The organism is Nostoc sp. (assembly GCF_036919495.1).
Taxonomy (GTDB): domain Bacteria; phylum Cyanobacteriota; class Cyanobacteriia; order Cyanobacteriales; family Nostocaceae; genus Nostoc.
Map to the genome: position 1 here is coordinate 12647 of NZ_JBALBZ010000206.1, position 24570 is coordinate 37216.

Below are 24570 nucleotides of genomic sequence, written 5' to 3' on the forward strand. Positions count from 1 at the left end.
TGGTCATTAGTCATTAGTGAAGAAGCAAATGACTAATGCCCCATTCTCAATGCCCCCTACCCAATGAGTACAATTAATCCTGCCCGAATTACCAAGGTTCTTCCAGACTCAATAGCCGCAGAGATTGGCTTTGAAGCTGGGGATGCGATCGTTGCTATCAATGGTACACGTCCCCGTGATTTAATTGATTATCAGTTTTTGTGTGCTGATGAAGTTTTGGAACTAGAAGTTTTAGATGCTGCTGGTAAAACTCATAGTCTGGAAATAGAAAAAGATTACGATCAAGACTTAGGACTAGAATTTGAAACTGCCCTATTTGATGGCTTAATTCAATGCAACAATCGCTGTCCATTTTGCTTTATTGACCAACAGCCACCAGGTAAGCGCACCAGCTTGTATTTAAAAGATGACGATTATCGTCTGAGCTTTTTGTACGGTTCTTATCTTACCCTAACTAATTTGCCAGAAAGAGAATGGCAACGGATTGAGCAAATGCGCTTGTCTCCGTTGTATGTTTCTGTTCATGCTACCGAACCGGAAGTTAGAATTAAACTGCTGAAAAATCCGCGTGCGGGGCAAATCTTGCAACAACTCAAGTGGTTTCAAGAAAGGCGATTACAAATTCATGCTCAAGTAGTTGTTTGTCCTGGTATAAATGATGGCAAACATCTGGAACAAACTCTCAAAGATTTAGCGTCCTTTAATAGTGGTGAAGTGCCTGCGGTGGCATCGGTGGCAGTTGTGCCAGTTGGGTTGACACGGTTTCGGCCTCCAGAAGACGAACTCATACCTGTAACCAGGGAAAAAGCAAAAGAAGTGATTTCCCAAGTGCGAATGCTCTCGCGGCAATTTCGTCAAAAACTCGGTTCTAGCGTTGTTTGGTTAGCCGATGAGTGGTTTTTGATTGCAGGTGAGGAATTACCCAGCGAATCTGAATATGAAGAATATCCGCAAATTGATAACGGAGTTGGTTCCATTCAATTATTTATCAAGCAATTTGCCACCGTTGCAGCAGAATTACTACCGCCAAAAGTATATCCTCAAAGAAAGTTCACTTGGATAGTAGGCAACGCCGTAGAAAAAGCATTTCAACCAATTTTGAAACGCTTAAATTCTGTTGAGGGTTTAGAAGTTAATATGTGTGCTTTATGTAGTGATTATTGGGGACAAACTATCAGTGTAACTGGATTGCTAACTGGTCATGATTTGCTTTTAAATCTACAAGAGCAGGATTTAGGTGATGGTATTTTGCTACCGAATGTCATGTTGAAAAACGGGGAACTAGTGTTTTTAGATGATATGAGTATTGAAGAATTAGCTGGCAAACTAAATACAAAATTTTTTCCAGTAGCAGGAGTTGAAGATTTAATCAAAACATGCATTTTCAATGTTGCTTAAGTTTAGTTGTCAAAGATCAGTCGTTTTTCGGAGGTAATTTATTGTCAAGCTGGATGATAAATAAGAAGTAATGCCTTATAACTAATTCGCTGAGGAGTCAGGAGTGAAGAATCAGGAAAAATCTCATAAAAAGGCAAACTCACAAATACAAAAAGCCGGATTCTTCATCTTAAGTTTTAATTTTTTAATTTTTAATAGTTTTAGTATTTTGTCAGCAACGGCGGCGACTGAAGAGCCTGTATTGAGCGTAGTGCATAGCCAAGAAAATGCAAATCAATGGAGAGGCATAACTGACCGCTTGCAGACAATAGGGGTGAAATATTGTGTAATTCCCCTAGCTGATGTAAGGAGTGAGGCAGATTGGGGCGATCGCCGGGTATTATTCTTGCCAAATGTTGAGACATTAACACCAACCCAAGCGATCGCTCTAGAAGAATGGATGAGTAAGGGAGGGCGTTTGATTGCTAGTGGCCCTGTAGGTAGTCTGTCAGCACCGGGAGTGCGCCAATTATTGCGATCGCTGTTGGGAGGTTATTGGGGATTCAGCCTCAGTGAGACAGAACAGATCAAACCTACAAAAACCAATATTTCAGAATGGGCAAATCAAACTGAACTCTTTGGCAAAGTGCGCGGCGGTGTTGTGATTCCTAATGATATAGGCAGTGAATCTCCTGCTGTTTGGAATTCCAAAGATAATCCAGCCGCAGTAGTAACAACTGAGCGTTCCACCTTTATGGGCTGGCGCTGGGGAACAGACACAGCAACAGAGGCCACGTTAGATAATGCCTGGTTAAAAGCTGCTCTCAATCACTATTTGACAGCGCAACCGCCATCGAATCGCATGAAAAAAGTAGCAGGAGGTTCCCCAAACTGCTCGACAACAGTGGCGGCTGCGCCGAGGGGGCAGGAGGGAGGAGGGCAGGGGGCAGGGGAGCAGAGGGGCAGTTCATCCCCCTCATCTCCTTTATCTCCTCCTCCTAACATTGCCACTGCTCCCATACCTAAACCGCTTCCTATAGTCAAACCCCCAAGTTCTCAAGAGGCTATTGACCAATTAGAACAAGCGGTGCGTCTGGATGTTGCACCTAACTCCAATGATCCGATTGATAACAACCAAGCGATCGCTCTCCAGCAAGAGCTAGAAAATCTGATAGGTCGGGTGGAAAGTGCTAATTTAGCAGTGTCAGCCGATGCGGCTAATGTTAGTGAAGTTACATCTGAAGCTAAACAGTCCTCTAGGCATCTGGATACCTACAGATCCCAATCTCTCAAGGAGCAACCTACGCAATTAGCCTCAACTAAACTGGGGGCGCTAGGCATGAGTAAAGAGCAAGTCTTGGCACGGGTAAAGGTCATTGCCAAAAACTTCCCCCTATTGATTGCCCAAAAAAACTATGCTCTAGCCCGTCAGCAGTGGCTGAAAGCTAAAACGACTTTGTGGCAGCAGTTTCCTATTGATCAAAGAGTGGCTCAACCCGAAATTCGGGCAGTTTGGTTAGATCGGGGAACAATTGTTCGTGCTGGTAGCAAGGCAGGACTAGCCCAGATTTTTGATCGCCTAGCTCAAGCTGGGATTAATACTGTATTTTTTGAAACTGTTAATGCTGGCTACACCATTTATCCGAGCCAAGTTGCAAAAGAGCAAAACCCATTAATTCGTGGGTGGGACCCACTGGCAGATGCGGTGAAATTAGCCCATGAGCGAGACATGGAATTACACGCTTGGGTTTGGACTTTTGCTGCTGGTAACCAACGTCACAATCAAATTCTCAACCTTAACCCTGATTATCCAGGGCCAGTGCTGGCGGCTCATCCCGATTGGGCAAACTACGATAATCTTGGCAACATGATTCCCGTTGGTCAGACTAAGCCATTCTTCGATCCAGCTAACCCCGAAGTGCGTAAGTATTTACTCAAGCTCTATGAGGAAATTGCCACTCGCTATAACGTAGATGGTCTACAGCTAGACTACATTCGCTACCCTTTTCAAGACCCATCAGCAGGCCGAACCTACGGCTATGGCAAAGCTGCAAGAGCGCAATTTCAGCAACTTACTGGTGTAGATCCAATAAATATTTCCCCTAGTCAACCAGACTTGTGGCAAAAGTGGACGACATTTCGCACCCAACAAGTTGATAGCTTTGTTGCCCAATTATCACAGATGTTGAGACAAAAGCGACCGAATTTGATTTTATCGGTTGCAGTATTTCCTTTGCCAGAACTAGAGCGAATTCAGAAAATTCAACAAAATTGGGAAACTTGGGCAAGGCAGGGAGATGTAGACTTAATTGTTCCCATGACTTATGCTCTAGATACTTCTCGCTTCCAACGACTGGCCCAACCCTGGATCGCCTCTAAACAATTGGGATCTACCTTGTTAATACCGGGAATTCGCTTACTTTCTTTGCCAACAATCGGAACATTCGATCAACTCCAGTTGGTAAGGGACTTGCCAGTTAGTGGTTATGCCCTCTTTGCCGCAGAGAATTTTAACAACGATCTCCAAAAACTCTTAAGTAGCACCCAAGGTAGGGTTCAATCTACAACAAGTCAACCCATTCCTCACCGCCAGCCTTTTCAAACTGCCGCCATCCGTTACACCGCGCTGCAACGGGAATGGAAATTTGTTTTCCAAAATGACCAACTACAAAGACCGGTTCAGACAATATCAGATTTTAACAACCAGGCAGAAGTTCTACGCAGTGCTTTAAATCAGCTTGCTGCTTCCCCGAATCCTAACAAGTTACTAGTAGCGAGAGCCTCTCTAACTCGGTTCCAATCTCAATTTCGGGTATTGATGAGCCAAGAGCTTAAGTCAAATTCCTATCAAGTCAAAGTTTGGGAAAATCGGCTTGTAACTATAGAAAGGCTATTACGTTACGGCGAACGGCGGTTGCGTCTTTAGTAAAGAGGCAAGGGGAGTAGGGAGCAGGGGGGGCAGGGGAAGAAATAACCAATGCCCCATGCCCAATACCGATACCCAATTTCCAACTAGCTAGATATTAGCTGCTTTGTAATTCTTAACACATTTTTTGTTGTATTTATAAGCTATATATTATTACTTATTTTGTGTCAAAATCTTGGAAAATATTTAACTAAAAGCTTTAAATAACTATTTTTTATAGTAGCTATCGTACAAATATATGCAAACTTTACCTCAACTTTTAAGGTTACTAAGCTTAGAGTCAATTATTGACTCTAAGCTACTGATACTTGTGCTAAAAATAGCCCAATTATATGCGATCGCACTGATGGAAGCACGGGGCAAGAATATCTTCGTTTATTCATCCTTGCAGATAGCATAGTACTCCACCAATTATTATATGGTAATGATTATAGCTTCAGGAACTAGCTTGAAAAAAGCCAATATTTTTGAAGTTATGCATACCTTTACATAACATCAAATACGTAATGTTTATTTATATAAGAGCAGTGTTAATACTGACAAAATAGTAGTTGAATCTATTGCCAGTTGTAGATAACTAAGGTCACATTGTCATTTTCATCATGGCTAAAAATCTCTGCCAATAACTAGCAGAAAAATAGAGAAAACTAGAGGTAACACTAGTGTTAGTTTCTTTGAGTTATAACATCAGATTCTAGTTGAGAGTCAAGTATTCAAGTAGAAATAGTTACTAGTAAGCGTTATAGTACTTAAACATACGACAGGCGAACCTGCTCGTCTCATTGGAGTTTCTGTGGATATTACCTTTTGTGTACAGGTAGAACTATTATTTCGTGAGAGTGAAAGACAATTTCGCCCCATCTTCAACAGTTCCTTCCAATTTATCGGGTTGCTGATAACAAAGGATATAGTGCTAGAAGTTAATCAAACAGCACTCTACTTGGGAGAACTACAGCCACAAGATGTAATTGAGCGTCCATATTGGGAAATATGGTGGACGTTACTTGTCAATCAAGAACATCTGCAATATTTACTTTCCTCCAGCCCAGCAGTAATTTACACCTGCAAGATTTATGCAATTGGTAACACATTTATTACGGAAAATGTTGTCACTACCAGGAGTAAACAAGTGCGGAAAATGCTCAAAAAACCTAGCTTTGGGCTAATGAACTCCATTCGTTGTTAGAATCCTTTTCTTGCACCGTTAATATTAGATATTGGATTAGAAATGAAAATTTTAAGAATCGGATATATACCTATTTAGGTAAAACTTTGCGATAAATATATGGGTAGAAGTACAATTTTTTTGTCAATTTTTGCATAACAAATAAAATATAAATTGAGGTTATTTATGCCCAAGATTTTAATAATAGAAGATGAAGAAGCAGTTCGTGAAAACATTTTGGATTTGTTAGAAGCTGAAAATTTTGAAACTATTGCTGCGGCTAATGGCAGAATCGGAGTAGATTTGGCTATCTCCGAAGTTCCCGATTTAATTCTCTGCGATATGATGATGCCACAACTTGACGGTTATGGTGTACTAACAGCGTTACGTCAAAATCCATCAACGGTAACAATTCCCTTTATTTTTCTCACTGCAAAATCAGCAAAATCTGACTTCCGCCAAGGGATGAATATGGGTGCTGATGACTATATAACTAAGCCTTTCACTCGGGCTGAGTTATTAAGTACCATCATGAATAGATTGGAAAAGCACGCTACTTTAAAAAGGTATTTTTCTCCTCAAACTGTAATTAAAAACTTGTCTCCAAAGATGCAGTTATTAGAAATCAGTTTACACCGCGCTATTAACCAACATAATTTTGAAGAGTTTGAAATTTATTATCAACCAATAGTGGATATTGCTTCTGGGAAAATAGTAGCTGCTGAAAGTTTATTACGCTGGCGAAGTCCAGAATTAGGGCTGATTTACCCGACAGAATTTATTCCGTTAGCAGAGTCTACAGGTTTAATTGTTCCACTTGGCAAATGGGTATTAAAAAGGGTCTGTCAACAAATAAAAATATGGCGTGACTCTGGAATATATCCCCTAATTCTTGCTGTCAATTTGTCAGTAATTGAATTCAATCAGCCAGGTTTGATTGAGAAAGTAGTCAACTTTATAGATATTAATGGTTTGGAACCACATTACTTAGAGCTAGAACTCACTGAGAGTATGATTATGCAAGATGTAAATAGTGCGATCGCAACTATGAGCAAATTGCAATCATTGGGTGTAAAAATTGCGATCGATGATTTTGGTACGGGCTACTCTTCATTAATTTATCTAAAAAACTTACCAATTAATACATTAAAAATAGACCGTTATTTTATCCATAATGTTGCAACTGATCTACAGAAATCAGCCATTACTAAAGCATTAATTCAAATGGCTCACAATCTTAATTTAGATGTAGTTGCTGAAGGCGTAGAAACAGAAGCAGAACTGGCTTTTTTACGCCAACAAAACTGTAATTTTATGCAAGGCTTTCTATTTAGTCGTCCATTGCCAGCAGCAGAATTTGAAAAAATTTTATTGACTAATCTATGAAGATTGGGCATTGGGCATTGTGAATGGGGAAATAAATTAAATCAGTGAACAGTTAACTTTTCATTGATAACTGTTAATCGGGTGAACTCAGAAAAATCGGACTTTAGACTGGCGACAATTATTAAGTATCAAGTCTAAAGTATGAAAATTGTGTCATAGTGTCTACTGCCATGAAAGTCTTTGCGCGTTTCTTGCTGCCAGTTTTTTTACTAACCCTGGTAGCAGGCTGTAACCAGACTCGCGCTTCCTCAGATAATCCCACACCAGAAACACCTCTACCTTCTGCTCAACTGACACAGAATTCTACACAGTCAAAAAATACCGTTCGGACTGAAGCACTTTCACCCACGCGCATCCGGATAAATCTGAAGAATTTACCAGCACCCTTCGCAACAGAAAGTGCCTCTAAGCGACCTGAAGTTGTGCCCATTCCGGAAAACCCAGTGCTGCGCGTACCACCAGGCTTTACAGTTAACGTCTTTGCAGAAGGTTTAGATGCCCCACGCTGGCTAGCTTTAACTCCCAGTGGTGATGTCCTGGTGACTGAAACCGGGCAAAATCGCATTCGTCTGTTGCGTGACAGCAACGGTGACGGCGTAGCTGACGTTCGAGAAACCTTTGCTAGTAGGGACAATGGACTTAATAGACCTTTTGGTATGGCTTTTGCAAGTAATTCCTTTTTTCTGGGAAACACAGATGCTGTACTACGTTTTCCTTATAAGAAAGGTCAAAATAAAATTACAGACAAAGGAGAAAAGATCGCCGACTTGCCTGCTCAAGGTTATAACAACCATTGGACGCGCAATGTTGTTGTTTCGCCCGATGGCAATAAATTATATGTTTCAGTAGGTTCAGGAACCAATGTCGATGAAGAACGTCTACCACGGGCTTCAGTACAGGTAATGAATTTGGATGGTTCCCAGCAGCAAACTTTTGCTTCCGGCTTGCGTAATCCTGTTGGTTTAGAGTTTCATCCTGTCACTAAGGAACTTTATGCCACTGTCAACGAACGCGATGGAATCGGTGATGACTTGGTTCCAGATTATCTGACACGCGTTAAACAGGGGGCATTTTATGGCTGGCCTTATGCTTATCTGACACCAAACAATCTAGATCCGCGCCAAAAGACCAATGGCAAAAGTAAACGCCCCGACTTAGCAGCCCGTACCCAAACGCCAGATGTCTTATTCCAGGCGCACTCAGCAGCATTGGGTTTGCAGTTTTATGATGGTAAAACGTTTCCAAAAAAATACCGTAACGGTGCTTTTGTAGCTTTTCGTGGTTCTTGGAACCGCGATCGCGGTACTGGTTATAAAATTGTGTTTGTTCCCTTCGATGCTAAAGGGCGATCGCAAGGCTACTACGAAGATTTTCTCACAGGATTTTTGCTAAATCCTTCTGTACCAACCACTTGGGGACGGCCAGTAGGTTTACTCGTGTTACCAGATGGTAGTCTACTGCTAACAGAAGAAGCCAATAATCGGATTTATCGGATTCAGTATACGGGGGGTTAAGCAATTCACGCATTCAAACATTTAAAAATTCACGGATGGGATCTGTTGCCTGGAGTAAAGTTAGAGCAGTTGTCATTAATAGAAATGTTCTGGCTGCATCTCCCTATCCAGGTTTATCCCGTTTAGGGTAAATTACTTAAAAATAACTAATACTCATCTGGTTGAGAAATTAATTATGACTCCCAATGAAAATAATACTCAGTCAAATATCAACGAATTGTCTCCACATTCAGGTACACGATACTGGGGTGAAGTACAGGTAATTGAGGAGGGGGAAACTTATAGAATTAGTCGTCTTGAAATTAAGCCCAGACACGGAATTAAACCACAAATTCATTATCATCGCAATGAACATTGGGTTGTAGTCTCTGGTGTAGCCAAGGTGACTTGTGGAGAAAAAGAAATATTACTAAATCGAAACGAATCAACTTATGTTCCCGCAGCAACCCTACATAAGGTAGAAAATCCTGGACAGATTCCGCTAGTTATTCTGGAAATTCAAAATGGTGAATATTTGGGCGAAGATGATACGGAACGCCCCTATGATTTTTTAAATTTGGTTAAACCTGTTGCTGATGGTCAGTAAGGGCTGGGGATGAGGGGATGAGGGGATGAGGGGGATGAGGGAGCAGGGGGAGCAGGGGAAGAAGAACAATGATTATTGACCAATGCCCAATGCCCAAATTAAAACCATCCTTCTTGTTCCAGGGTTTCAATCAGCTGTAAACCACGAGGATCACCCACTCCTAACAGTGAGGCTTTAGCATCTGCCCGAACTCCTAAATCTTGGTCTTCGGCAAAGGCTTGAATTAAAGCGTCGATCGCTGTGGCATAAACTACATTAGAAGGCAGTTCGCGGCACAGTTGACCAATTGCCCAAGCACTGTTACTCCGCACTGCTTCCACGGGATCTTTAACTAAGGCTTCAATTAATGGTGGTATTGCCCCTATAACCGCTTCATAACCCACATCTGCCATTTGTGCTAAGGCGCTAGCAGCCCACAAACGCACTGCGGAAATGTCAGTTCTAAGGGCATCTGCTAGGGGCGGTAAAGAACGGCGATCGCGACAGTTTCCTAAAGCCCAAACAACGCCTTTACGCACATAGCCATTCCAATCACTGTTTAGTTGAGCAATTAACGGACTCACTGCCTCTGAACTAGGATTGCGTCCAAGACCATAGGCTGCACTCACGCGCACTAAGGGACAGGTATCACTTAACAGGCGAATCAGATAGGGGGTAGCACGCGCATCTTCTATATCACAAAAAGCACGCGCCGCTAACATTCTTTGCTGTGGTTGGGGATTTTCCAGCAAGGCTAGCATCACTTCTGGATCAGGTTTTGTCACAACTGATTCGTCAGTTAGCGGCTCTATTTTATCTAGGGGGCTTTCTAGCTCCTCCTCAATATCGAGTAGGCTGAGATCGTCTTCGTCGTACATAATTTCATTTCAATCCCTTTTCGGGATTAACACATAATCCCCCGCGTCAATAAGTTAAAGCTTTATAAGTATTAGTTGCGTAATTATACACTTTCCTATTCTCCTCGTTGAGTTTTATCCAAACGAGTAACGCCCTAGCTAAGACGCTTAAGTATGTTACTGCTATTTTATAATTTATTTTTCTGCACTCAGGAATTTTACCATCCACAGGGATTGGGTTTGATAACCTAACTGATTGTAAAGATTTAATGCAGGTTTGTTAGATTGAAATACTTGCAATCCAATCTGGCGATCGCCTCTTTGAATAGCCCAATTTTCCACATATCGCATCAAAGCTCTACCAATACCCCGTCGCCGATGTTCTGGTACAACGTAGAGGATAAAGATATGAGCATGACGGTTCCCATTTACTTGATCTATAGAATTGCCCACCCAGAGGCAGGCTATGGGTGGATGGGGATTGCTAATTGGGAATGAGGCATGGAGAGGAATTTCCCCCTGCTCCCCCTCTTCTTCTACCCACCACAAGGGCGTATCACTAGAAAAGTATTGTTTAACTGTTTGCTCTAGGTGAGAAAAATCCTCATTCTCATTGGGAAAGAGATCCTCGTAAGTTCGCTGCATGAATTTAAGCAGCAGCGATCGCTCCAAAGTGGAACCACGGCGAATAATATACCCCGGTAGTAGTTGCTCAGACACTTAAATATGTTTATTGACTTAGCTAGCTCGCGTTATGTGCTGCTGGTGGGAAATAAGTTGGAGTAGGTTGATAACTTACCCCCACCTGTTCAATTGGTGCGGGTGCTGCCATATCGGAGGGTAAAAATATTCGGGCGCTGACTGCCACTAGGGCAAATAAAAATACTAATACTGCAAGCAGTGGGGCGATGTATTGACGAAAAATAGCCATATTTTAATTGCAAGAAGCTAGGAACTTTTATGAGAACCTAGCTGAAGATTTGTGAAGTATTCTTGATTTATTTTAGCAATTTTCTGTGTATGGAAATGGGGAATGGGGCATTGTTATTCTTCTCCTGCTTCCTTATCTCCCCCACTCCTTGCTTTTGCACTATTGGCGATCGCGCTCCAAGTCGTCAAGGACTCTCTCACAATACCAATTCTCCGGCATCCCAGGATAAGTCTCCTTTGCCTGTTCAATTAACCGTTCGGCAGCCGCAGTGTCACCGGATAATTTAGCGATTAGCCTGTTTTTGAGATAGCTATCAGATACACCATCGTCTACCTGGTTTCGTATCTCTTCATTTATAGTTGATGGCCGGGACTGATCTCTCCGCAACTGCCAAAATAAAACGTAATAAAGTGTACCAAAAATTAAAATTAGGCTGAGTGTTCCGAAAAAAGTTAGGAGGTTAAATGCTAGAAATCCTAGAACTAACTGCGACAGAACATATCCAAGTAATAAACCAGTGAGTAAGAGAATAAATGTGCCGACAGCAATAACTACTTGATTCCCCATATATCCTCTTGTTAGTCGTCTAATCCTGGTCTGGATAATACTACCACTGGCTTTGGATTCCAAGGGGCAAAGAATGGCAATAATAGTAATCCCGGCAAAGCAGCTATTGCTGTGAGTAGAAAGAATGTAGACCAGCCCGTGGCTTGCGCCCATGTACCTGCTGGAGCTGTGAGAATATCTCTACTAAAAGCTTGCAAACTCGAAAGTAAGGCGTACTGTGTAGCTGAAAAGCTTTGGTTACAAAGACTCATTAAAAATGCTACAAAAGCAGCAGTTTCTAAACCTGCACAGAACTGTTCTATATTAACAGCAGCTAACATTAGATAGAAGTTTTTACCGACTACTGCCAACGCAAAGAAAGCTAAGTTGCCGACAGCTTGTAGGATAGCGAATATCCAGAGCGATCGATTAACACCAATTTTTGTCATGACTGCTCCTGCTGCCAAGGTGCCAATAATAGTGGCGAAAATTCCTAATGCACCAGGAAATGCGATGTCGCTTTGAGTGAAATGTAAGCCTTTATTTAACAAAAATGGTGTGGATACATTCTTTAGTAAAGAATCCCCCAACTTGTAAATAACAATGAATATCAGGATTAAAAATCCTTGTAGCCAGCCATGACGCTGGAAAAATTCAATGAAGGGTAATTTAACGGCGGCAGATAAAGTCTGAGGCGGGCGATCGCGTAGGACTGGTTCTGGTGCAAAAATAGAACTTACCACCCCTACAAGCATCAACAGCGACATCAACAAGTAAACGGCTTGCCAAGGCATTCTATCTGCCAAAAATAGGGTCACATAACCGGTTACGAGAATGGCAATGCGATAACCTAATAAGTAAATAGATGCTCCAGCACCTCTTTCTTCTACTTCCACTACATCAGTGCGGTAAGCATCAACTAAAATGTCTTGGCTGGCGCTAAAAAAAGCAACGGCTACAGCAGCAATTATTAAAGGTTGTAGCCCTTGGGATGGGTGTTGTAGTGCCATTGCAGCTATACTTAATAGTAATGCTACTTGTGTAATTACCAGCCAACCTCGACGCCGCCCCAAAAAAGGCGGTACAAATCTATCTACTAAAGGCGACCAGAGAAATTTTAAAGAATAGGGTAGCTTGACTAAACTAAAAGCGGCGATCGCAGCCAAGCTAATTCCTTCTTTGGTCAACCAGGCTTGTAATGTCTGACTGGTTAAATATAACGGCAACCCTGATGAAAAGCCCAGAAATAACAAAGCTCCCATTTTCGGGCTGCCAAAAATTCGTAGCAGCGATTTATTTACTTGCACAATCTGGAAGATTCCTTTTTATTTAATTCAATTGCAGTTATCTTGCCATAACTGCTGTCTAATTTCGTGTAAGCACACAAACCTGCTAAGATTTTCTTGATTTAAGATACGTATCAGCAATACTCTAACAGTGTCATTATTGATTAATTTTCCTTAATGGAATAAACCTGATGCCCTCTGATTTCTACTCCGTGTGCAGCAAGGCATTTTTCCCAACCTTCACGCGTACCAATGTCGCTTTTGCTATTGAGTAATCCTAATTGCTGTTCTTGTTGGGTGAGTTTAGCAAATTCTTCGTAGCCTGAGTAGTTGCTGGTAACAAATGTTTCCTTACGGTGTAAAATCGGCGGATTTGCCCTAGTTTCGTAGTCTCGGTGAGTTATGAATAGGGTTTTTAAGTCAATACCTATGCTGGCTTTTAACGCTGGGTGGGGATCAGTGTCGAAGTCAGGGTAAAACAGATAGGATATTTGCGGCTTATCAGTGTGATATTTGATCAATGTGGCTCCATCTACACGCCCAATAGTACGGCTAGCGCAACCTTCACAAATTCGTAGTATAGGGTCAAGTGCAGCTAATGCCGAAACATGGACGTAAAGCGCACCGCGTGTATGTTTACCAATTTTGCTTTTTTCGCAAGCAGTTTGAATCACCCCAGATTTACCTAAGCTGAAAAGCTTTTGGTCGGCTACAAGACACGCTTCTTCATAGCTACTAAAAAAGGCTTTGATATCGTGACGTATTTCTGGCGCTAATTTCTGCCATGCAGGACGTTTATCAAAGTGGGTGAGGGCGAGATAAACTTGGATATCTAGAGAACGACGGTAAGCGATCGCATCCCATTCTGCTTCATCAGTCGCTTGCAAAACTACACCAAAGGCGCGGCGAAAGTTACCAAATTCGCTCAGTAATTCCTGTTCATTTTCCAATTCGCCTTTAACAGGTAGTCTACCGCGCTTGGTAAAAAAAGCCATTAAGGGTTGCAGTTGTTCTTCATAGTCTTCAAAGCGTTTAGTGGGAATGCGGACTCGCGGTGTAGAGGTGGTAGAAAAGAAGCGGATAGCTTTGTAACTTTCTTTTTCCGCCTCATCTCGAAAAACAAAGTAAACGCCTAGTGCTATGGGTACTGCATCTACATTTAAAACTTCATCAATATAAGTTTTGAGTTCTTGTTGTTCGTAATATTTCTGAAAAGTATTGCGGCGCGTCACAATGCCATCATTGTAAGCAAGTTGGGTTTTGCTGGGAACGTTAATCAGTATTTGAGCAGCGACAATTAAAACTTTCCCGGTGAGTTCCCAAGCTTGGATCAAGCTTTGACGGCGTTCCTCTGAGTCTTCAATGACGTTGAGGACATAACCCAAGTTGACCACATCGGCGGCGATGCGTCGTACATCGGGATAGTAGTAAGGGTCCCAGCCTGCGCTGGTGTAACCTAAGTTTTTTACTCGCCAGACATCGCCACCGTAGCCGCAACCGTAGTCAAAAAAAGTGGTGTCTGGATTCAGGATTGCCCATTCTATTGCCAATCGCACGGGGCGAGATATGTCAGTGCGAGCGATCGCAGCTCTATGACGCTCGATTTCTAGCGTTTCAGGCATAATATTAATTGTCAGTTAACAGTGAACAGTTAACAGTCAACTAATATCCTTTCAATTTTTAACCACTAGTTCAATTAAATCTTCAATTTTCTTGATATTTGGATCGCCTGCTAAGTAGCCAATTCCTCGATGCAAATGTAAGCGAAATTGGGTGGCGAGGGTTTCTTTATCGGTGGGATAACCGTCATTGTGACAGCGTTGCTTCAGGGCGAGGAGGAGAATATCGGACATTTCGCCGCCAAAGACGCGCCAAGTCATTTCGACGTTGCTATCCTGGGGAATTGGGACGGGGGAGGGTGCGGTTGATTCTGCGAGGGAACGACAAAACGCCCAACGGCATAAGATATTCCATTGGTCGATTTTGGTGCTGCGCTTAAGTTTGGTAAGTTGGTCTTTGGCTGTTTGGGAGAGTTTTATTCTTTCAATGGGTGATTCCATTATCTTCCTAAAAATTGAGGTAGTTTTTGCTTATAAACCCAAACAGTAGCGAACCGCAGTTTCGACTTCAAGCATCTTTGAGTCATAAATTTTGCCAACTGGATCAGCAGGAAAGCGATCTGGATCTAAAGAGCGAATTTGAAAACATAAAAATACTGTTTCTAGTCGCAATCCACTGTCACCTGGAGAGACTCGTATATTAGTTGGATAATCACGCTTAATATTTGTTCCTTTCGTAGCGACAACTACAGTCACAACCAAAGGTAATTGATTGATAGCGTCTATAGATAAAACTAAAACTGGTCTTGTTCCTGCCTGTTATCCACCCAGCACTGAATTAAGATTAACAAAATAAATTGTCATCTTTCGATGAGCACAGCTTTTCTAAAACATCCATTTCTGTAACACCAAATTCATTATTGATAGAGGTAATTTCTGTTTTTATATCTAAATCACTAGCCATTGCAAGTAGTTGTTCATTAATATATTTAATATCAGTAAATTTATTTGATATTTGCTTTCTTTCCTGAACTTGCTTTTCGATACGTTCTAACAGCCATCCTAATTCTTCTAAGGACAAAACACGCAGGTCATGCTCTATTTTTATTAAATGTGGTGAGTTCATAATTGCTCTCTTTTCCAAAGGTCGTTAGATATATTGTAAAGATGTAGGCTTCAAAAAATTGCGTAGTTTACCGCCGCAGGCATCGCTCAATTTTTTAACAATATTAGGACTTACGCAAAATATCTCTCAAACTCTCATTTCTCCGTGCCCTCTGCGCCTCTGCGGTTCGTTATTCCGTAACTCGTGCGTAAGTCCTAAATATCTACTACCAAAAATATCCTGGCTGAATAGTTGTTTGGCGGGTGGTGGAGTCGTATTTGAGGAGATATTCACGAGCGATCGCTTCGTTTTCTCGCAGTGTTTCCACTTCTTTCTTGCCAATCTCAGTATCCGTAGATAACAAAATTACTTGGTGGCTGGCGGATGGAAAGTAACGTTCAACTAAGTTGCTACGGTGAGAGGAGTCTAGTCTACCTAATGGGGTATCGATTGCTACTGGTAGGCGGTGTCCAGAGACTTTCGCTAAACCCCAGAGGAATGCGATCGCAAGTAGTTGTTTTTCGCCTGCTGATAAACGATGTTTAGGAACAGGTTTACCATTTAAATCATAAAGCAAAAGGCTAAAAGTCTTAGTATCAATGGTAATGCGATGCACTAAATCTGATTTATGGAGAAGATAAAGGAAACAATTTTTAACTTCTTCCTCTAATTTATTGAGTTTTCGCAGGGTTAATTTTTCACGAAAAATCTTGAGTGTGTTTTGAACTTTCGCTGCTGAGGTAATAATATGTTCGCTATTTTTATGTTTAATATTTTCTACAGTATAATCACTTAATTCTCTCTTTGACTTGGCAATAATAGTTTCTAATTCAGCTAAACGACGGCGGATTGTTTCGTAATTTGCTTTAGCTTCAACAACTTGATTTTGTGCCGCTTCTAGTGCTTGACGCAGCTTTGTATAATCTTCTGGCGCTGCTGCTGTTTGCACTTGCCTTTCTAAAGTATGAATTTCTTCTTCTTTATTTTTGAGAATAGCTAATTTATCTTTTGCAGAAACTTTAGAATTTTGTAAATGATATATGAGATTATCTAGCTGACTTAAAGTTTCATCATCGGCTAATAGCCAAGGTGCTTCTGTCTGGATAGTCTTTGCATATAAACTATCTACATCTTGGATTAAAAATGATTGGATTTTATCAACTTCTATCGGAGAAATTTCTACTTGATTTAGCCAAGTAAGTAAACGCTGATCTCGCTCAATTAACAAATCTTTAGAAATCTGTACCTGTTGATGGCGAAATTCTTTTTCCCCCTGTGCTTGCACCTGATTAAGCAGATTGGGAATTAATGCTAGAGGTAAAACATCAGCGGCCAATTCACACATCGCCTGACGTACTTGTTCAATTTCCGCAGTTTTTGTATCCTGTTGTAGTTCTAGTTGATTGCGTTCTGCTGCAATCTTTCCACCTTCAGAAATGAATTTATCAAAGGCTTCTTGCTGCTTTTGTTCTAATTCTTCTACCTGATTTTTGAGAATTTCTACTTTCTCTTGTGTGGTTTGATAATCTTCTTGCTGTTGGGTTAACCTAGTTTCAATTTCCTCTAGGTTTGCTAAATCCTTACTATTCCCAACTTCTTTAAGTTTACGGTTAACTAAAATATCTAAATCAACTGCTAAACGGTCTGCCAATTCTAGCCCTAAAAGTCCACGAATTGCGTCTACTACAACTGGTGGTGGTGTTTCCTGTTCTGCAAGTTCTTTAACTTGTTCACCATCAAAGAGAAATAAATTAGAAATTCCTAATGGCAGAAGATTTTCAATATATTCATCCCAGATATTAACTAAAGCATCAGGCCATGTATCACTGTCACCTAAAATTCCTAATGTATCTTTACCGTCTTTAGGATTTTTTGTCCAACTACGAACAACACGGTATTTTATTGGTTTATCGTTTTCAATATGTTCAAAAAGTAATTCAATCCGGGTGTCTAGAACTGGATCTATTTTGTTGTTAACACATTGATTGAGAAAATCGCTATAACTTAAATTACCACGGGTAGAACATTGGGCACGAGCGCCATAAAGAGCGAGACGAATGGCATCCATAAGGGTGGTTTTTCCGCCGCCATTCATTCCACCTAATAAAATAATTGGGTGTGAGCTTTCCTCATCAATTTTTGGGTTAAGGTTGATTAGCTGTTTCCCCCTGTAGGGGCCAAAGTTTTGTAATACGAGTTCAAGAAATATCATTGATTTTTAAGATTAACATGAGTTCGACAGCGATCGCAGAAGCAGAAAGTTTGTGATGAAAGGAATCAGATAAAATTAATTAGATGGTTTTGTCTGACGCATTGATAAAAAATATTGTCTATGAAACATAGATAATACCATCACTAACTGTTAAGAAATGCGATTGTATCTGTCTCGGTGTTGGTAAGCGTAGCTAGATTTGCACACCTCCAGCTTGAAAAATCTGTTCGGCGGTTAAATTCAATTCTGGGAAAGTAGGCGATACAATATGGGTATCGCCTTTAAATTGAGTAACTTGGTACTCACCATCAATTAATTGATAAATGGATATAGTCGGCAGCTTAGGATTGCCAATAAATTTCCTAGCACCTATAGCGGCATAATCTATAATCCAATATTCGGGAATACCTATAGCTTCATAATCAGCTAATTTTTTGTAGTAATCATCTCGCCAATTAGTACTAACAACTTCAATAACTAAGGGAATAGATGTAGCTTGAGATACAGTTGATTCTTTTTTCCATAAAGGCTCATTCACTAAATTTGGTCGATTGATTATTAAGATGTCTGGTGAATAAGCTGATTCACCTTCAGATGGCTTGACTAATACAGTTTTTGGAATGTAATAAGGTAAATTTAGACGCTTGATATCAGCAGATATTTCTAGTGCCAAAAAACCAACAACATCCTCATGATCTCCCACTGGTTGAGCCATTTTAACAATCACGCCATCATGTAATTCGTATCTCCCACCCTCCGGCCGCCAAGCTGCAAAATTTTCAAAAGTTACTAATTTGTGTATGGCTTGAATCATATAACCTCGTTTTTTTTAAGATAATCAAACTTTGTCAAGCGTTCTTTAAGTAGTTTGGTTGACTCCCATTTTCTATTATTATGAATTTTCCTTTTTAAATTTCATACTTGCCCAAGTTACCTGCTCATCACTTTCACTTTCAGCTTCATCTACTTCATTGATTGCTGCAACATCGCCCAAAGTCATCTGCTTGACTTTTGCAACATCACCTTGACTAACTGCTTCGCTTAATTCGCGTTTCAAACGGGCATTTTTAATCGCATCTTCTGGAGAACGGGAACTCGTATTAAAACATTTTTCTAAAGTATCGTATATTCCGACGCGACGAGTCTTTTTGCGATACTGGCGTTCTGTGTCTAACAATTTCGCCATGAGTTCCAAGTGCATCGCGTCACCTTCACAGATTTCTTCTAATACTATCCACTCATCACGACCTAGTAGGCTATAGTCAGCACCAGGACGGGGGTCTTGAAATTCTTCGCCTGTCACTTCTTGATAAATCCGGGGTAAGCTATCATCAAATTCGTGTTTTTCTTCTAGCCAAATGCGGCGAATTTCGCTCATTTCTTCGAGAGTAATTAAGGTGATGTCGCGCATATTTTCTGGCGCTGTCCGACGGGTTTTTGTTTGCGCTTCTAATAATCGTCTGAGCCAATGTTCCCGCCAATATTTGGTATAGGGGCCATGAATTGGTTCAATAGAAGTTTCACCATCTACATGACGTTCAAAAAGTTGGACTTCTCCCCAAATACGGCGGAAGTCTCTTTTATCGCGGTCATCTCTATTATCTAATTCATTACGGATATCTAATAGAGGCTGCATCCATTCTTTCTCTTCATCATTTTGAATCATTGCCTCCATTGATTTATCTTTACTAACAATTGTGCAAACCCAGCACCCAAATCGAGAATCACCACAGCTAGCAGTAGAAGTATCAACAACTAGAGGACATTCATTATCTGCTGTTGCACCTCGATACATGGTGAACAAGTCTTTGTTGCTATATTCCCAAGGGTTTCGCCATTGATTTAGGTAAATCCAAACTTCATCAGTACGCCAATCTTCGATGGGGCTATAAATTAAAGAATTAGGCAAGCTTGCACTATGGTAAAGCAGAGATGTCGGTGAGCTTGTCTCAGAAACGAGGCGGTCTTTTAGGCTACCTGCTTGATGTTTTTCCATTGAGATAGCACGCTTGATACTTTCAGCCTTGCGCGTACCTAAAACAAGAATAACTTCCCCATTTACTCTAACTACATCACGGATAAAGTGATTAGAAGGATGAATTTTCAGACGGTCTGTACACCAACGAAATTTTCCTCGCGGCGTTGGATAACCTTTACCAATCAAGCTTACCCAGAATGTCTCTTTGATTTCTGGGTGTAATAAATGTGGCTCAATGGGCATTTTCTGTTCTTGAGCAGCAACTTTCATCCTTTCTAAGGATTTGCGTACCCAAACAGAGACTACAGGGTTTTCTACTAGTGTGTCAGTTGTAATAACATGAATAGTCTTTTTTCGCTTTTCAACTGGTAGTGCTGCGATCGCATTCCAGATAAGCTGTAAAGTGGCAGTACTATCTTTACCACCGGAATAGCCTACTACCCAAGGTATCTCATCTAAACAATACAATTCTTGAATTTCAATGGTGAGAGCTTGGATGTAGTCCACTAACTCTGCTACAGTACGTGTTTGCTGGTTTTTATTTTCTGCTTGTTGTGCTGTAGTCATTTCTCCTTCTCTCTGGAAACACTGGCATAATATCCCGGCGAATAGCGAATAGGGCGAATAGAATTCGCGGCTATACAGACAAAACCCAGCGACCTGGGTTGAATAAAAGTTTTTAAAAACTTTACTACTAATATCCAATTTTTTGGATAATTAAACAACATAATCTTATTCTGTTTTTAAAATTTAACATGAAAGATAGTGCATCTGACCCAACGGCTGACATCGCTAGAGAATACCTGGAACGGGAAAACAAGGAGAAACAGGTACTAGCTTTACTCCTGGAGAAGTTTTTAGGGAGAAAAGATCAGATTCTCGTTCAAAAAACCGAGATGGGGGGTACTGAGGCTTATGTTAGCTCTGTCACCTTGGAATGGTTTGCAGGCCGGGTTCACTTCGCCTCTGGCTTACCTCTGTTTCAAAAAAAATATAATTCAGAGACTGATAATGTCGAGATTGACGCGGATAGTATTGATGAAATTCAGCAGCGTCCCCTAGATTGGTCACGTCAAGCGCCGCTAGTGCAGTATTTAGCGGCTAGACAAAATCACAAATTTCCGCCAGTGCTAGTAGTAATTAATCAACCGTGGGTGGATAATCCCAAAGCTGCTGAGTGGGATAGCGAAGGACGCGCCACAAAGTCTACTACTGATTTTATAGCCTTAGATAAAGACGCTAAAGTAGGTCTGCTAAATATTTCTGAGGATGATGTGACTATTTATGCACTAGATGGTCAACACCGATTAATGGGGGTTCAGGGGTTGATGGAGTTAATTAAAACTCGCAAACTCCAGCGCTATAAAAAAGATAAAGGTGCTGATGACAGTTTTATTACAGTCAATGATTTGATAGAAAAGTACCAAGTAGACCTTGCTTACTTGCAAAATTTACCCAAGGAAAAAATTGGTATTGAGTTCATCTGTGCGGTAGCGGCTGGAGAAACTCGCACTCAGGCGAGGCGGAGGGTGAGATCGATTTTTGTTCATGTCAACCTGATGGCTGCACCCTTGACTAAAGGGCAACTAACACAGTTGAATGAAGATGATGGTTTTGCGATCGTTGCTAGAAAAATTGCAGTTACACATCCATTATTAGAACAACGGCAAGAGCGCAATCCCCGTGTTAATTGGAATAGTGCAACAGTGGCTTCTAATTCTACAGTTTTGACCACTTTGCAAGCTCTACAAGATATGTCTGAGCGATATTTGGCTCAAAAGTTCCCTCACTGGAAACCCTTGGAAAAAGGTCTAATTCCCATGCGTCCAGAGGATGAAGAACTTGAGCAAGGAATTGAAGAATTTAAAAAGCTATTTGATTCTTTGGCTAGTCTTTCTAGTTATAAGATTTTAGAACATGAGGATACACCAGCTTTACGGCGCTTCAGCTTTGAGAAGGATGGAGGTGAAGGAAATATGCTTTTCCGTCCAGTTGCTCAAGTTGCATTAGCGCAAGCTTTGGGAATTTTGGTTTTTAAAAAAGGTTTCTCACTCGCAGATATTTTTAAGAAACTGCGGAAGTTTGACCAGCAAGGTGGTTTTAGTGGTATGGAATATCCCCAATCTCTTTGGTATGGGGTTTTGTATGACCCAAATAAAAAGCGTGTACAGGTTGCTGGACGAGATTTGGCGGCGAAGTTATTGGTTTATATCCTGGGTGGAATTCAGGAACAGATGGAACGTGCTGAACTTCGTAAGGCTTTGGCGGATGCTAGAACTGTGGAAGATAAAACTATAGGTTTTGATGGTAAGTTTGTTGAACCGAAAGCGGTAGGACTTCCACCTATCCTGTAATTATGAATTATGCTTGAAATATATTTTGGCGATGCCATTGCAGCGCTTCCAGTTCTGGAAAGTATTGCTCTGTATTTGGTAGAAGTATTGTTTCACCATGAAAATCTTTCAAAGGTTTAGTATGGGGAGATGCTTCTTCCAAATCATTACTAACTATAATTTTGTATTGCTCATCTACAGTAAACCAACCCCTATCAAATGCCCAATGATGATTTTTGCAAAGAGCAATTCCATTATGAATTTTATTATCATAAAACTGTGAAAATGGCTTGATGTGTGCGCCATCCACAATATTTTGATTTATTTTTTTAGTTACTTTTAGTCCGCAAAAAGCACATCTGTAATCATAAACGTGTACAATTGCTTTCCTAAAAAAAGCATTTCTAATAACTGCTCGTTTCAAACTCCACCTTGGATTAGGCTTTAAATTGCCTGTTTCAATTATTTTTTCTATATCTACCGTGTCATCTTGAAAAGTTTGATTTATTTGTAAAATAGACTCTATATCATTTTCATTATCAGAAAAGAAAGCTGCCACAAGTGCATCAATTAGTTCTTTTCTGCAAAATTCATCTTGCAAACAGTTAAATAATTCACCGTCTAGATATGCGTATTCAACAGCCTCTTTTAGTTTGTTAATTGTTTTTGGCTGTAACCCATTAAATTCAGGCTTAAATTTCAAGTACCAAAAGCCTTCATTTTGCAAATGAAAGAAAGGATAGTGTAAACCACCTTTGTAAGATGGAGAACCGATTACATTCCAATACCTCTCAAATGTCTGAACTAATTCGTCTGAAACCGGAATCTCGTTAATAGTAATAATACCTCGTACAATTAAATCAATTACAGATAAAAGTAATATTGGTTTATATTGAGCATTACCACGCTTCCGGCTACTACTCACATTTAATTCAGCAAAGCATTTACAATAATATGCTATATTTTTCATATTTAATAAGTTAATTAAGCAAGCGAAAAAATCAAGTTAAGAATTTACTAAGATCAAATTCTTCTTCTAGCTGTTCTTTTGTTCCTTTTTCAGAAATAAGAACTAATAGAAGTCGCTCTGAGTAGTCAACAGAACCGCGCAACTCACTTTGTAAAATTTCCAGTCCTGCGTTAGCATACTCTTCAAATATTTGAGTACGTTTATCTTCATCTTGTTCTTCTCTAGATGAAAGTATGTTGATATCTTTAGTTTCATTGATTCCTAATAATTTAATGATTAGGTCATATCCCAATGAAGCAAAATTTTCTTGTGGAATTGGAGATGGTTCTCTTTTTGTAGTTTCTCCCAAAGGAACGCGCTTTTTATATTTAACGCCCAATGCTGCTGCAAACACCATAACTTCTACATAAGTTTGAAAAGGCCCAGTTGTGTCTTTTGATGCGACTAGAGACTTCACCAACTCAGCCTTATCTTTAGCAACCCTGATTCTATTTGCAGCCATTGTTTTAATATTTACATTGTTGCTATTTTAACCGAAAGTCAAAAGCGATAGTAATTATTGCCACATTATTTTATACTAGTATGTGGGCGATCGCTAAACAAACAAATTATCCACTAACATAGTCCATCCTGGCACTGCGGGTTCAGTATAAGCATAACTATTTTACCAAAATTAGCGTAGCTTGCCGCCGTAGGCATCACACCGATATTCCCGACTCCGCTAACTTTCATCTTTATAAATCTCGCTACGATGTTTTACTTTAATTACAGTCACTATCAAAACATCATCGTCTATTTCATAAACAACTCGATAATCTCCTACTCGAATACGATATGAATTATCATCACCTTGTAATTTTTTTACCCCGTTTGGACGCGGTTCTATTGCCAAGTCATTGATTTTAGTTTATATGCGTTGTTGTACGTCTATAGGTAGTTTTCTAAACTGCTTTTTCGCACCCCTTGAAAATTTAACTTCGTAACTCACGCAATATCCTTGTTTATTTCGTTTCTTATTTCGTTTTGAATTTCATCCCAAGATACAGTGCCATTAATGCGTATATCTTCCCTAGCTTCCTTAATATCTTTTAAGTCTTCTTCATCATCTACATCATCGATTCTTTTTAATAGTGCGTGAATTTCAACTAAAGTACTGTCATAAGCTTGATGTAGCAGTACGTTGATATCTTTAATTAACTGTTCTCTTTTGTGTACTGTCATTTTTAATCATCCGAGCATGGGTTTACTTTTTCTGCCACTTTCTCTAGTTTCGCCTAAACTAAAGTTGCAAATTGAACATCCTCATAAACCAAAGAAATAGGAAAGTGAAAATCAACACTAGTTAAATGAACTTCATCCCCCTCTTCATAAGGATGTAACTCCCAAATTCCTTTGTCATTTATACGAAAGCAATCTAAACTTATTTTTTCAGCATCAATGAGGACATATTCTTGTAAAGTCTGAATACACCGATACTGAAGAAATTTTTTGCCTCTATCGTAAGCTTCTGTACTTGGGGAAAGAATCTCGACAATTAAACAAGGATACTGAATAAATTTAATCGCTTGTTTATCTCTTTCATCACAACTCACCACAACATCCGGGTAGTGAAACGGCCCGTTCTCGGTTACTCCTACTTTTGCATCTGCCATAAAAGCCCGACAGGAACTTCCTCGGAGGTGACTTTTTAATGCCGAAGCTAAGTTTAAGGCAATACTAGTATGAGGAATTGTACCCCCAGTCATAGCAAAGACTTCACCATTGATATATTCGTATTTAATATCTTGGTGTTCTTCCCATTCCAGGTATTCCTGGGGAGTAATATACTTTCCGTCTGGATTCGCAACCATAACTTTATCC

General features: G+C 40.3%; 24 protein-coding genes and 1 pseudogene. 8 read left to right on the forward strand and 17 right to left on the reverse strand.

Annotated elements, in window-relative coordinates:
* The first annotated feature begins 63 nt into the window (after positions 1 to 63).
* The 7 genes from V7K25_RS28410 to V7K25_RS28440 all read left to right on the forward strand — a co-directional run bounded on the left by V7K25_RS28410 (position 64) and on the right by V7K25_RS28440 (position 8954).
* A complete protein-coding gene (locus V7K25_RS28410; protein WP_335162815.1) occupies positions 64 to 1398 on the forward strand; it encodes a TIGR03279 family radical SAM protein in 1335 nt (444 codons plus the stop codon).
* 103 nt (positions 1399 to 1501) lie between these two features.
* Positions 1502 to 4303: a family 10 glycosylhydrolase gene (locus V7K25_RS28415; protein ID WP_335162817.1), complete on the forward strand. Its 2802-nt coding sequence runs from the start codon at positions 1502 to 1504 to the stop codon at positions 4301 to 4303.
* 238 nt (positions 4304 to 4541) lie between these two features.
* The gene (locus V7K25_RS28420; RefSeq protein ID WP_335162819.1) at positions 4542 to 4703 is read left to right on the forward strand and encodes a hypothetical protein; all 162 of its coding nucleotides are present in this window, start codon (positions 4542 to 4544) and stop codon (positions 4701 to 4703) included.
* Positions 4704 to 5096: 393 nt separating this feature from the next.
* The gene (locus V7K25_RS28425; protein WP_335162821.1) at positions 5097 to 5489 is read left to right on the forward strand and encodes a hypothetical protein; all 393 of its coding nucleotides are present in this window, start codon (positions 5097 to 5099) and stop codon (positions 5487 to 5489) included.
* 165 nt (positions 5490 to 5654) lie between these two features.
* The gene (locus V7K25_RS28430) at positions 5655 to 6854 is read left to right on the forward strand and encodes an EAL domain-containing response regulator (protein WP_335162823.1); all 1200 of its coding nucleotides are present in this window, start codon (positions 5655 to 5657) and stop codon (positions 6852 to 6854) included.
* A 170-nt stretch (positions 6855 to 7024) separates the two neighbouring features.
* Positions 7025 to 8368 (forward strand): PQQ-dependent sugar dehydrogenase, encoded by a 1344-nt coding sequence (locus V7K25_RS28435; RefSeq protein ID WP_335163177.1) that lies wholly within the window; start codon positions 7025 to 7027, stop codon positions 8366 to 8368.
* Positions 8369 to 8543: 175 nt separating this feature from the next.
* Positions 8544 to 8954 carry a phosphomannose isomerase type II C-terminal cupin domain gene (locus V7K25_RS28440; RefSeq protein WP_335162825.1) on the forward strand — a complete coding sequence of 137 codons (411 nt, stop codon included), beginning with the start codon at positions 8544 to 8546 and terminating at the stop codon, positions 8952 to 8954.
* 98 nt (positions 8955 to 9052) lie between these two features.
* On the opposite strand, the gene V7K25_RS28445 is transcribed toward V7K25_RS28440, so the two are convergent.
* The 12 genes and pseudogenes from V7K25_RS28445 to dndC all read right to left on the reverse strand — a co-directional run bounded on the left by V7K25_RS28445 (position 9053) and on the right by dndC (position 19974).
* Positions 9053 to 9811, reverse strand: a complete 759-nt coding sequence (locus V7K25_RS28445) for a HEAT repeat domain-containing protein (protein WP_335162827.1) — start codon at positions 9809 to 9811, stop codon at positions 9053 to 9055.
* 174 nt (positions 9812 to 9985) lie between these two features.
* Complete coding sequence (locus tag V7K25_RS28450) at positions 9986 to 10510, reverse strand: GNAT family N-acetyltransferase (RefSeq protein ID WP_335162829.1); 525 nt, start codon at positions 10508 to 10510, stop codon at positions 9986 to 9988.
* 22 nt (positions 10511 to 10532) lie between these two features.
* Positions 10533 to 10721 carry a hypothetical protein gene (locus V7K25_RS28455; protein WP_335162831.1) on the reverse strand — a complete coding sequence of 63 codons (189 nt, stop codon included), beginning with the start codon at positions 10719 to 10721 and terminating at the stop codon, positions 10533 to 10535.
* A gap of 159 nt (positions 10722 to 10880) precedes the next feature.
* The gene (locus V7K25_RS28460; protein ID WP_335162833.1) at positions 10881 to 11288 is read right to left on the reverse strand and encodes an ABC transporter permease; all 408 of its coding nucleotides are present in this window, start codon (positions 11286 to 11288) and stop codon (positions 10881 to 10883) included.
* A gap of 11 nt (positions 11289 to 11299) precedes the next feature.
* Positions 11300 to 12574: an AmpG family muropeptide MFS transporter gene (locus V7K25_RS28465; RefSeq protein WP_335162835.1), complete on the reverse strand. Its 1275-nt coding sequence runs from the start codon at positions 12572 to 12574 to the stop codon at positions 11300 to 11302.
* Positions 12575 to 12717: 143 nt separating this feature from the next.
* Positions 12718 to 14175, reverse strand: coding sequence for a DNA phosphorothioation-associated putative methyltransferase (locus V7K25_RS28470; protein ID WP_335162837.1), 1458 nt, complete (start codon positions 14173 to 14175; stop codon positions 12718 to 12720).
* 51 nt (positions 14176 to 14226) lie between these two features.
* The gene (gene dndE, locus V7K25_RS28475; RefSeq protein WP_335162839.1) at positions 14227 to 14613 is read right to left on the reverse strand and encodes a DNA sulfur modification protein DndE; all 387 of its coding nucleotides are present in this window, start codon (positions 14611 to 14613) and stop codon (positions 14227 to 14229) included.
* A gap of 30 nt (positions 14614 to 14643) precedes the next feature.
* Positions 14644 to 14919: pseudogene (locus tag V7K25_RS28480) on the reverse strand (type II toxin-antitoxin system PemK/MazF family toxin); the annotation flags it as partial.
* A gap of 37 nt (positions 14920 to 14956) precedes the next feature.
* A complete protein-coding gene (locus tag V7K25_RS28485) occupies positions 14957 to 15238 on the reverse strand; it encodes a hypothetical protein (protein WP_335162840.1) in 282 nt (93 codons plus the stop codon).
* Positions 15239 to 15443: 205 nt separating this feature from the next.
* Positions 15444 to 17429: a DNA sulfur modification protein DndD gene (gene dndD / locus V7K25_RS28490; protein ID WP_335162842.1), complete on the reverse strand. Its 1986-nt coding sequence runs from the start codon at positions 17427 to 17429 to the stop codon at positions 15444 to 15446.
* Positions 17430 to 17622: 193 nt separating this feature from the next.
* Positions 17623 to 18243: a Uma2 family endonuclease gene (locus V7K25_RS28495; RefSeq protein ID WP_335162844.1), complete on the reverse strand. Its 621-nt coding sequence runs from the start codon at positions 18241 to 18243 to the stop codon at positions 17623 to 17625.
* Positions 18244 to 18321: 78 nt separating this feature from the next.
* On the reverse strand, positions 18322 to 19974 hold the full coding sequence (gene dndC / locus V7K25_RS28500; protein WP_335162846.1) for a DNA phosphorothioation system sulfurtransferase DndC: 1653 nt from the start codon (positions 19972 to 19974) through the stop codon (positions 18322 to 18324).
* A 188-nt stretch (positions 19975 to 20162) separates the two neighbouring features.
* Between dndC and V7K25_RS28505 the strand changes: the two genes are divergently transcribed.
* Entirely contained in the window at positions 20163 to 21761 is a 1599-nt protein-coding gene (locus V7K25_RS28505) for a DGQHR domain-containing protein (RefSeq protein WP_335162848.1), read from the forward strand.
* Positions 21762 to 21768: 7 nt separating this feature from the next.
* Here the strand turns inward: V7K25_RS28505 and V7K25_RS28510 are convergent, their stop codons facing one another.
* The 5 genes from V7K25_RS28510 to V7K25_RS28530 form a co-directional block, all read right to left on the reverse strand.
* Positions 21769 to 22710 carry an HNH endonuclease gene (locus V7K25_RS28510; protein WP_335162850.1) on the reverse strand — a complete coding sequence of 314 codons (942 nt, stop codon included), beginning with the start codon at positions 22708 to 22710 and terminating at the stop codon, positions 21769 to 21771.
* 31 nt (positions 22711 to 22741) lie between these two features.
* The gene (locus V7K25_RS28515; RefSeq protein ID WP_322651025.1) at positions 22742 to 23212 is read right to left on the reverse strand and encodes a DNA phosphorothioation-associated protein 4; all 471 of its coding nucleotides are present in this window, start codon (positions 23210 to 23212) and stop codon (positions 22742 to 22744) included.
* 219 nt (positions 23213 to 23431) lie between these two features.
* Positions 23432 to 23602 carry a type II toxin-antitoxin system RelE family toxin gene (locus tag V7K25_RS31740; protein ID WP_442948128.1) on the reverse strand — a complete coding sequence of 57 codons (171 nt, stop codon included), beginning with the start codon at positions 23600 to 23602 and terminating at the stop codon, positions 23432 to 23434.
* A 92-nt stretch (positions 23603 to 23694) separates the two neighbouring features.
* A complete protein-coding gene (locus V7K25_RS28525; protein ID WP_335162852.1) occupies positions 23695 to 23931 on the reverse strand; it encodes a hypothetical protein in 237 nt (78 codons plus the stop codon).
* 53 nt (positions 23932 to 23984) lie between these two features.
* Positions 23985 to 24560, reverse strand: coding sequence for a Uma2 family endonuclease (locus tag V7K25_RS28530; RefSeq protein ID WP_335162854.1), 576 nt, complete (start codon positions 24558 to 24560; stop codon positions 23985 to 23987).
* Positions 24561 to 24570 lie beyond the last annotated feature (10 nt).

Bases quoted from the DNA above. Each gene is read 5' to 3' on its own strand.
- V7K25_RS28410 (WP_335162815.1), top strand. From the start codon at position 64: ATGAGTACAATTAATCCTGCCCGAATTACCAAGGTTCTTCCAGACTCA.
- V7K25_RS28420 (WP_335162819.1), top strand. From the start codon at position 4,542: ATGCAAACTTTACCTCAACTTTTAAGGTTACTAAGCTTAGAGTCAATT.
- V7K25_RS28430 (WP_335162823.1), top strand. From the start codon at position 5,655: ATGCCCAAGATTTTAATAATAGAAGATGAAGAAGCAGTTCGTGAAAAC.
- V7K25_RS28435 (WP_335163177.1), top strand. From the start codon at position 7,025: ATGAAAGTCTTTGCGCGTTTCTTGCTGCCAGTTTTTTTACTAACCCTG.
- V7K25_RS28440 (WP_335162825.1), top strand. From the start codon at position 8,544: ATGACTCCCAATGAAAATAATACTCAGTCAAATATCAACGAATTGTCT.
- V7K25_RS28445 (WP_335162827.1), bottom strand. From the start codon at position 9,811: ATGTACGACGAAGACGATCTCAGCCTACTCGATATTGAGGAGGAGCTA.
- V7K25_RS28455 (WP_335162831.1), bottom strand. From the start codon at position 10,721: ATGGCTATTTTTCGTCAATACATCGCCCCACTGCTTGCAGTATTAGTA.
- V7K25_RS28460 (WP_335162833.1), bottom strand. From the start codon at position 11,288: ATGGGGAATCAAGTAGTTATTGCTGTCGGCACATTTATTCTCTTACTC.
- V7K25_RS28470 (WP_335162837.1), bottom strand. From the start codon at position 14,175: ATGCCTGAAACGCTAGAAATCGAGCGTCATAGAGCTGCGATCGCTCGC.
- dndE (WP_335162839.1), bottom strand. From the start codon at position 14,613: ATGGAATCACCCATTGAAAGAATAAAACTCTCCCAAACAGCCAAAGAC.
- V7K25_RS28485 (WP_335162840.1), bottom strand. From the start codon at position 15,238: ATGAACTCACCACATTTAATAAAAATAGAGCATGACCTGCGTGTTTTG.
- dndD (WP_335162842.1), bottom strand. From the start codon at position 17,429: ATGATATTTCTTGAACTCGTATTACAAAACTTTGGCCCCTACAGGGGG.
- V7K25_RS28495 (WP_335162844.1), bottom strand. From the start codon at position 18,243: ATGATTCAAGCCATACACAAATTAGTAACTTTTGAAAATTTTGCAGCT.
- dndC (WP_335162846.1), bottom strand. From the start codon at position 19,974: ATGACTACAGCACAACAAGCAGAAAATAAAAACCAGCAAACACGTACT.
- V7K25_RS28505 (WP_335162848.1), top strand. From the start codon at position 20,163: ATGAAAGATAGTGCATCTGACCCAACGGCTGACATCGCTAGAGAATAC.
- V7K25_RS28510 (WP_335162850.1), bottom strand. From the start codon at position 22,710: ATGAAAAATATAGCATATTATTGTAAATGCTTTGCTGAATTAAATGTG.
- V7K25_RS28515 (WP_322651025.1), bottom strand. From the start codon at position 23,212: ATGGCTGCAAATAGAATCAGGGTTGCTAAAGATAAGGCTGAGTTGGTG.
- V7K25_RS28525 (WP_335162852.1), bottom strand. From the start codon at position 23,931: ATGACAGTACACAAAAGAGAACAGTTAATTAAAGATATCAACGTACTG.
- V7K25_RS28530 (WP_335162854.1), bottom strand. From the start codon at position 24,560: ATGGTTGCGAATCCAGACGGAAAGTATATTACTCCCCAGGAATACCTG.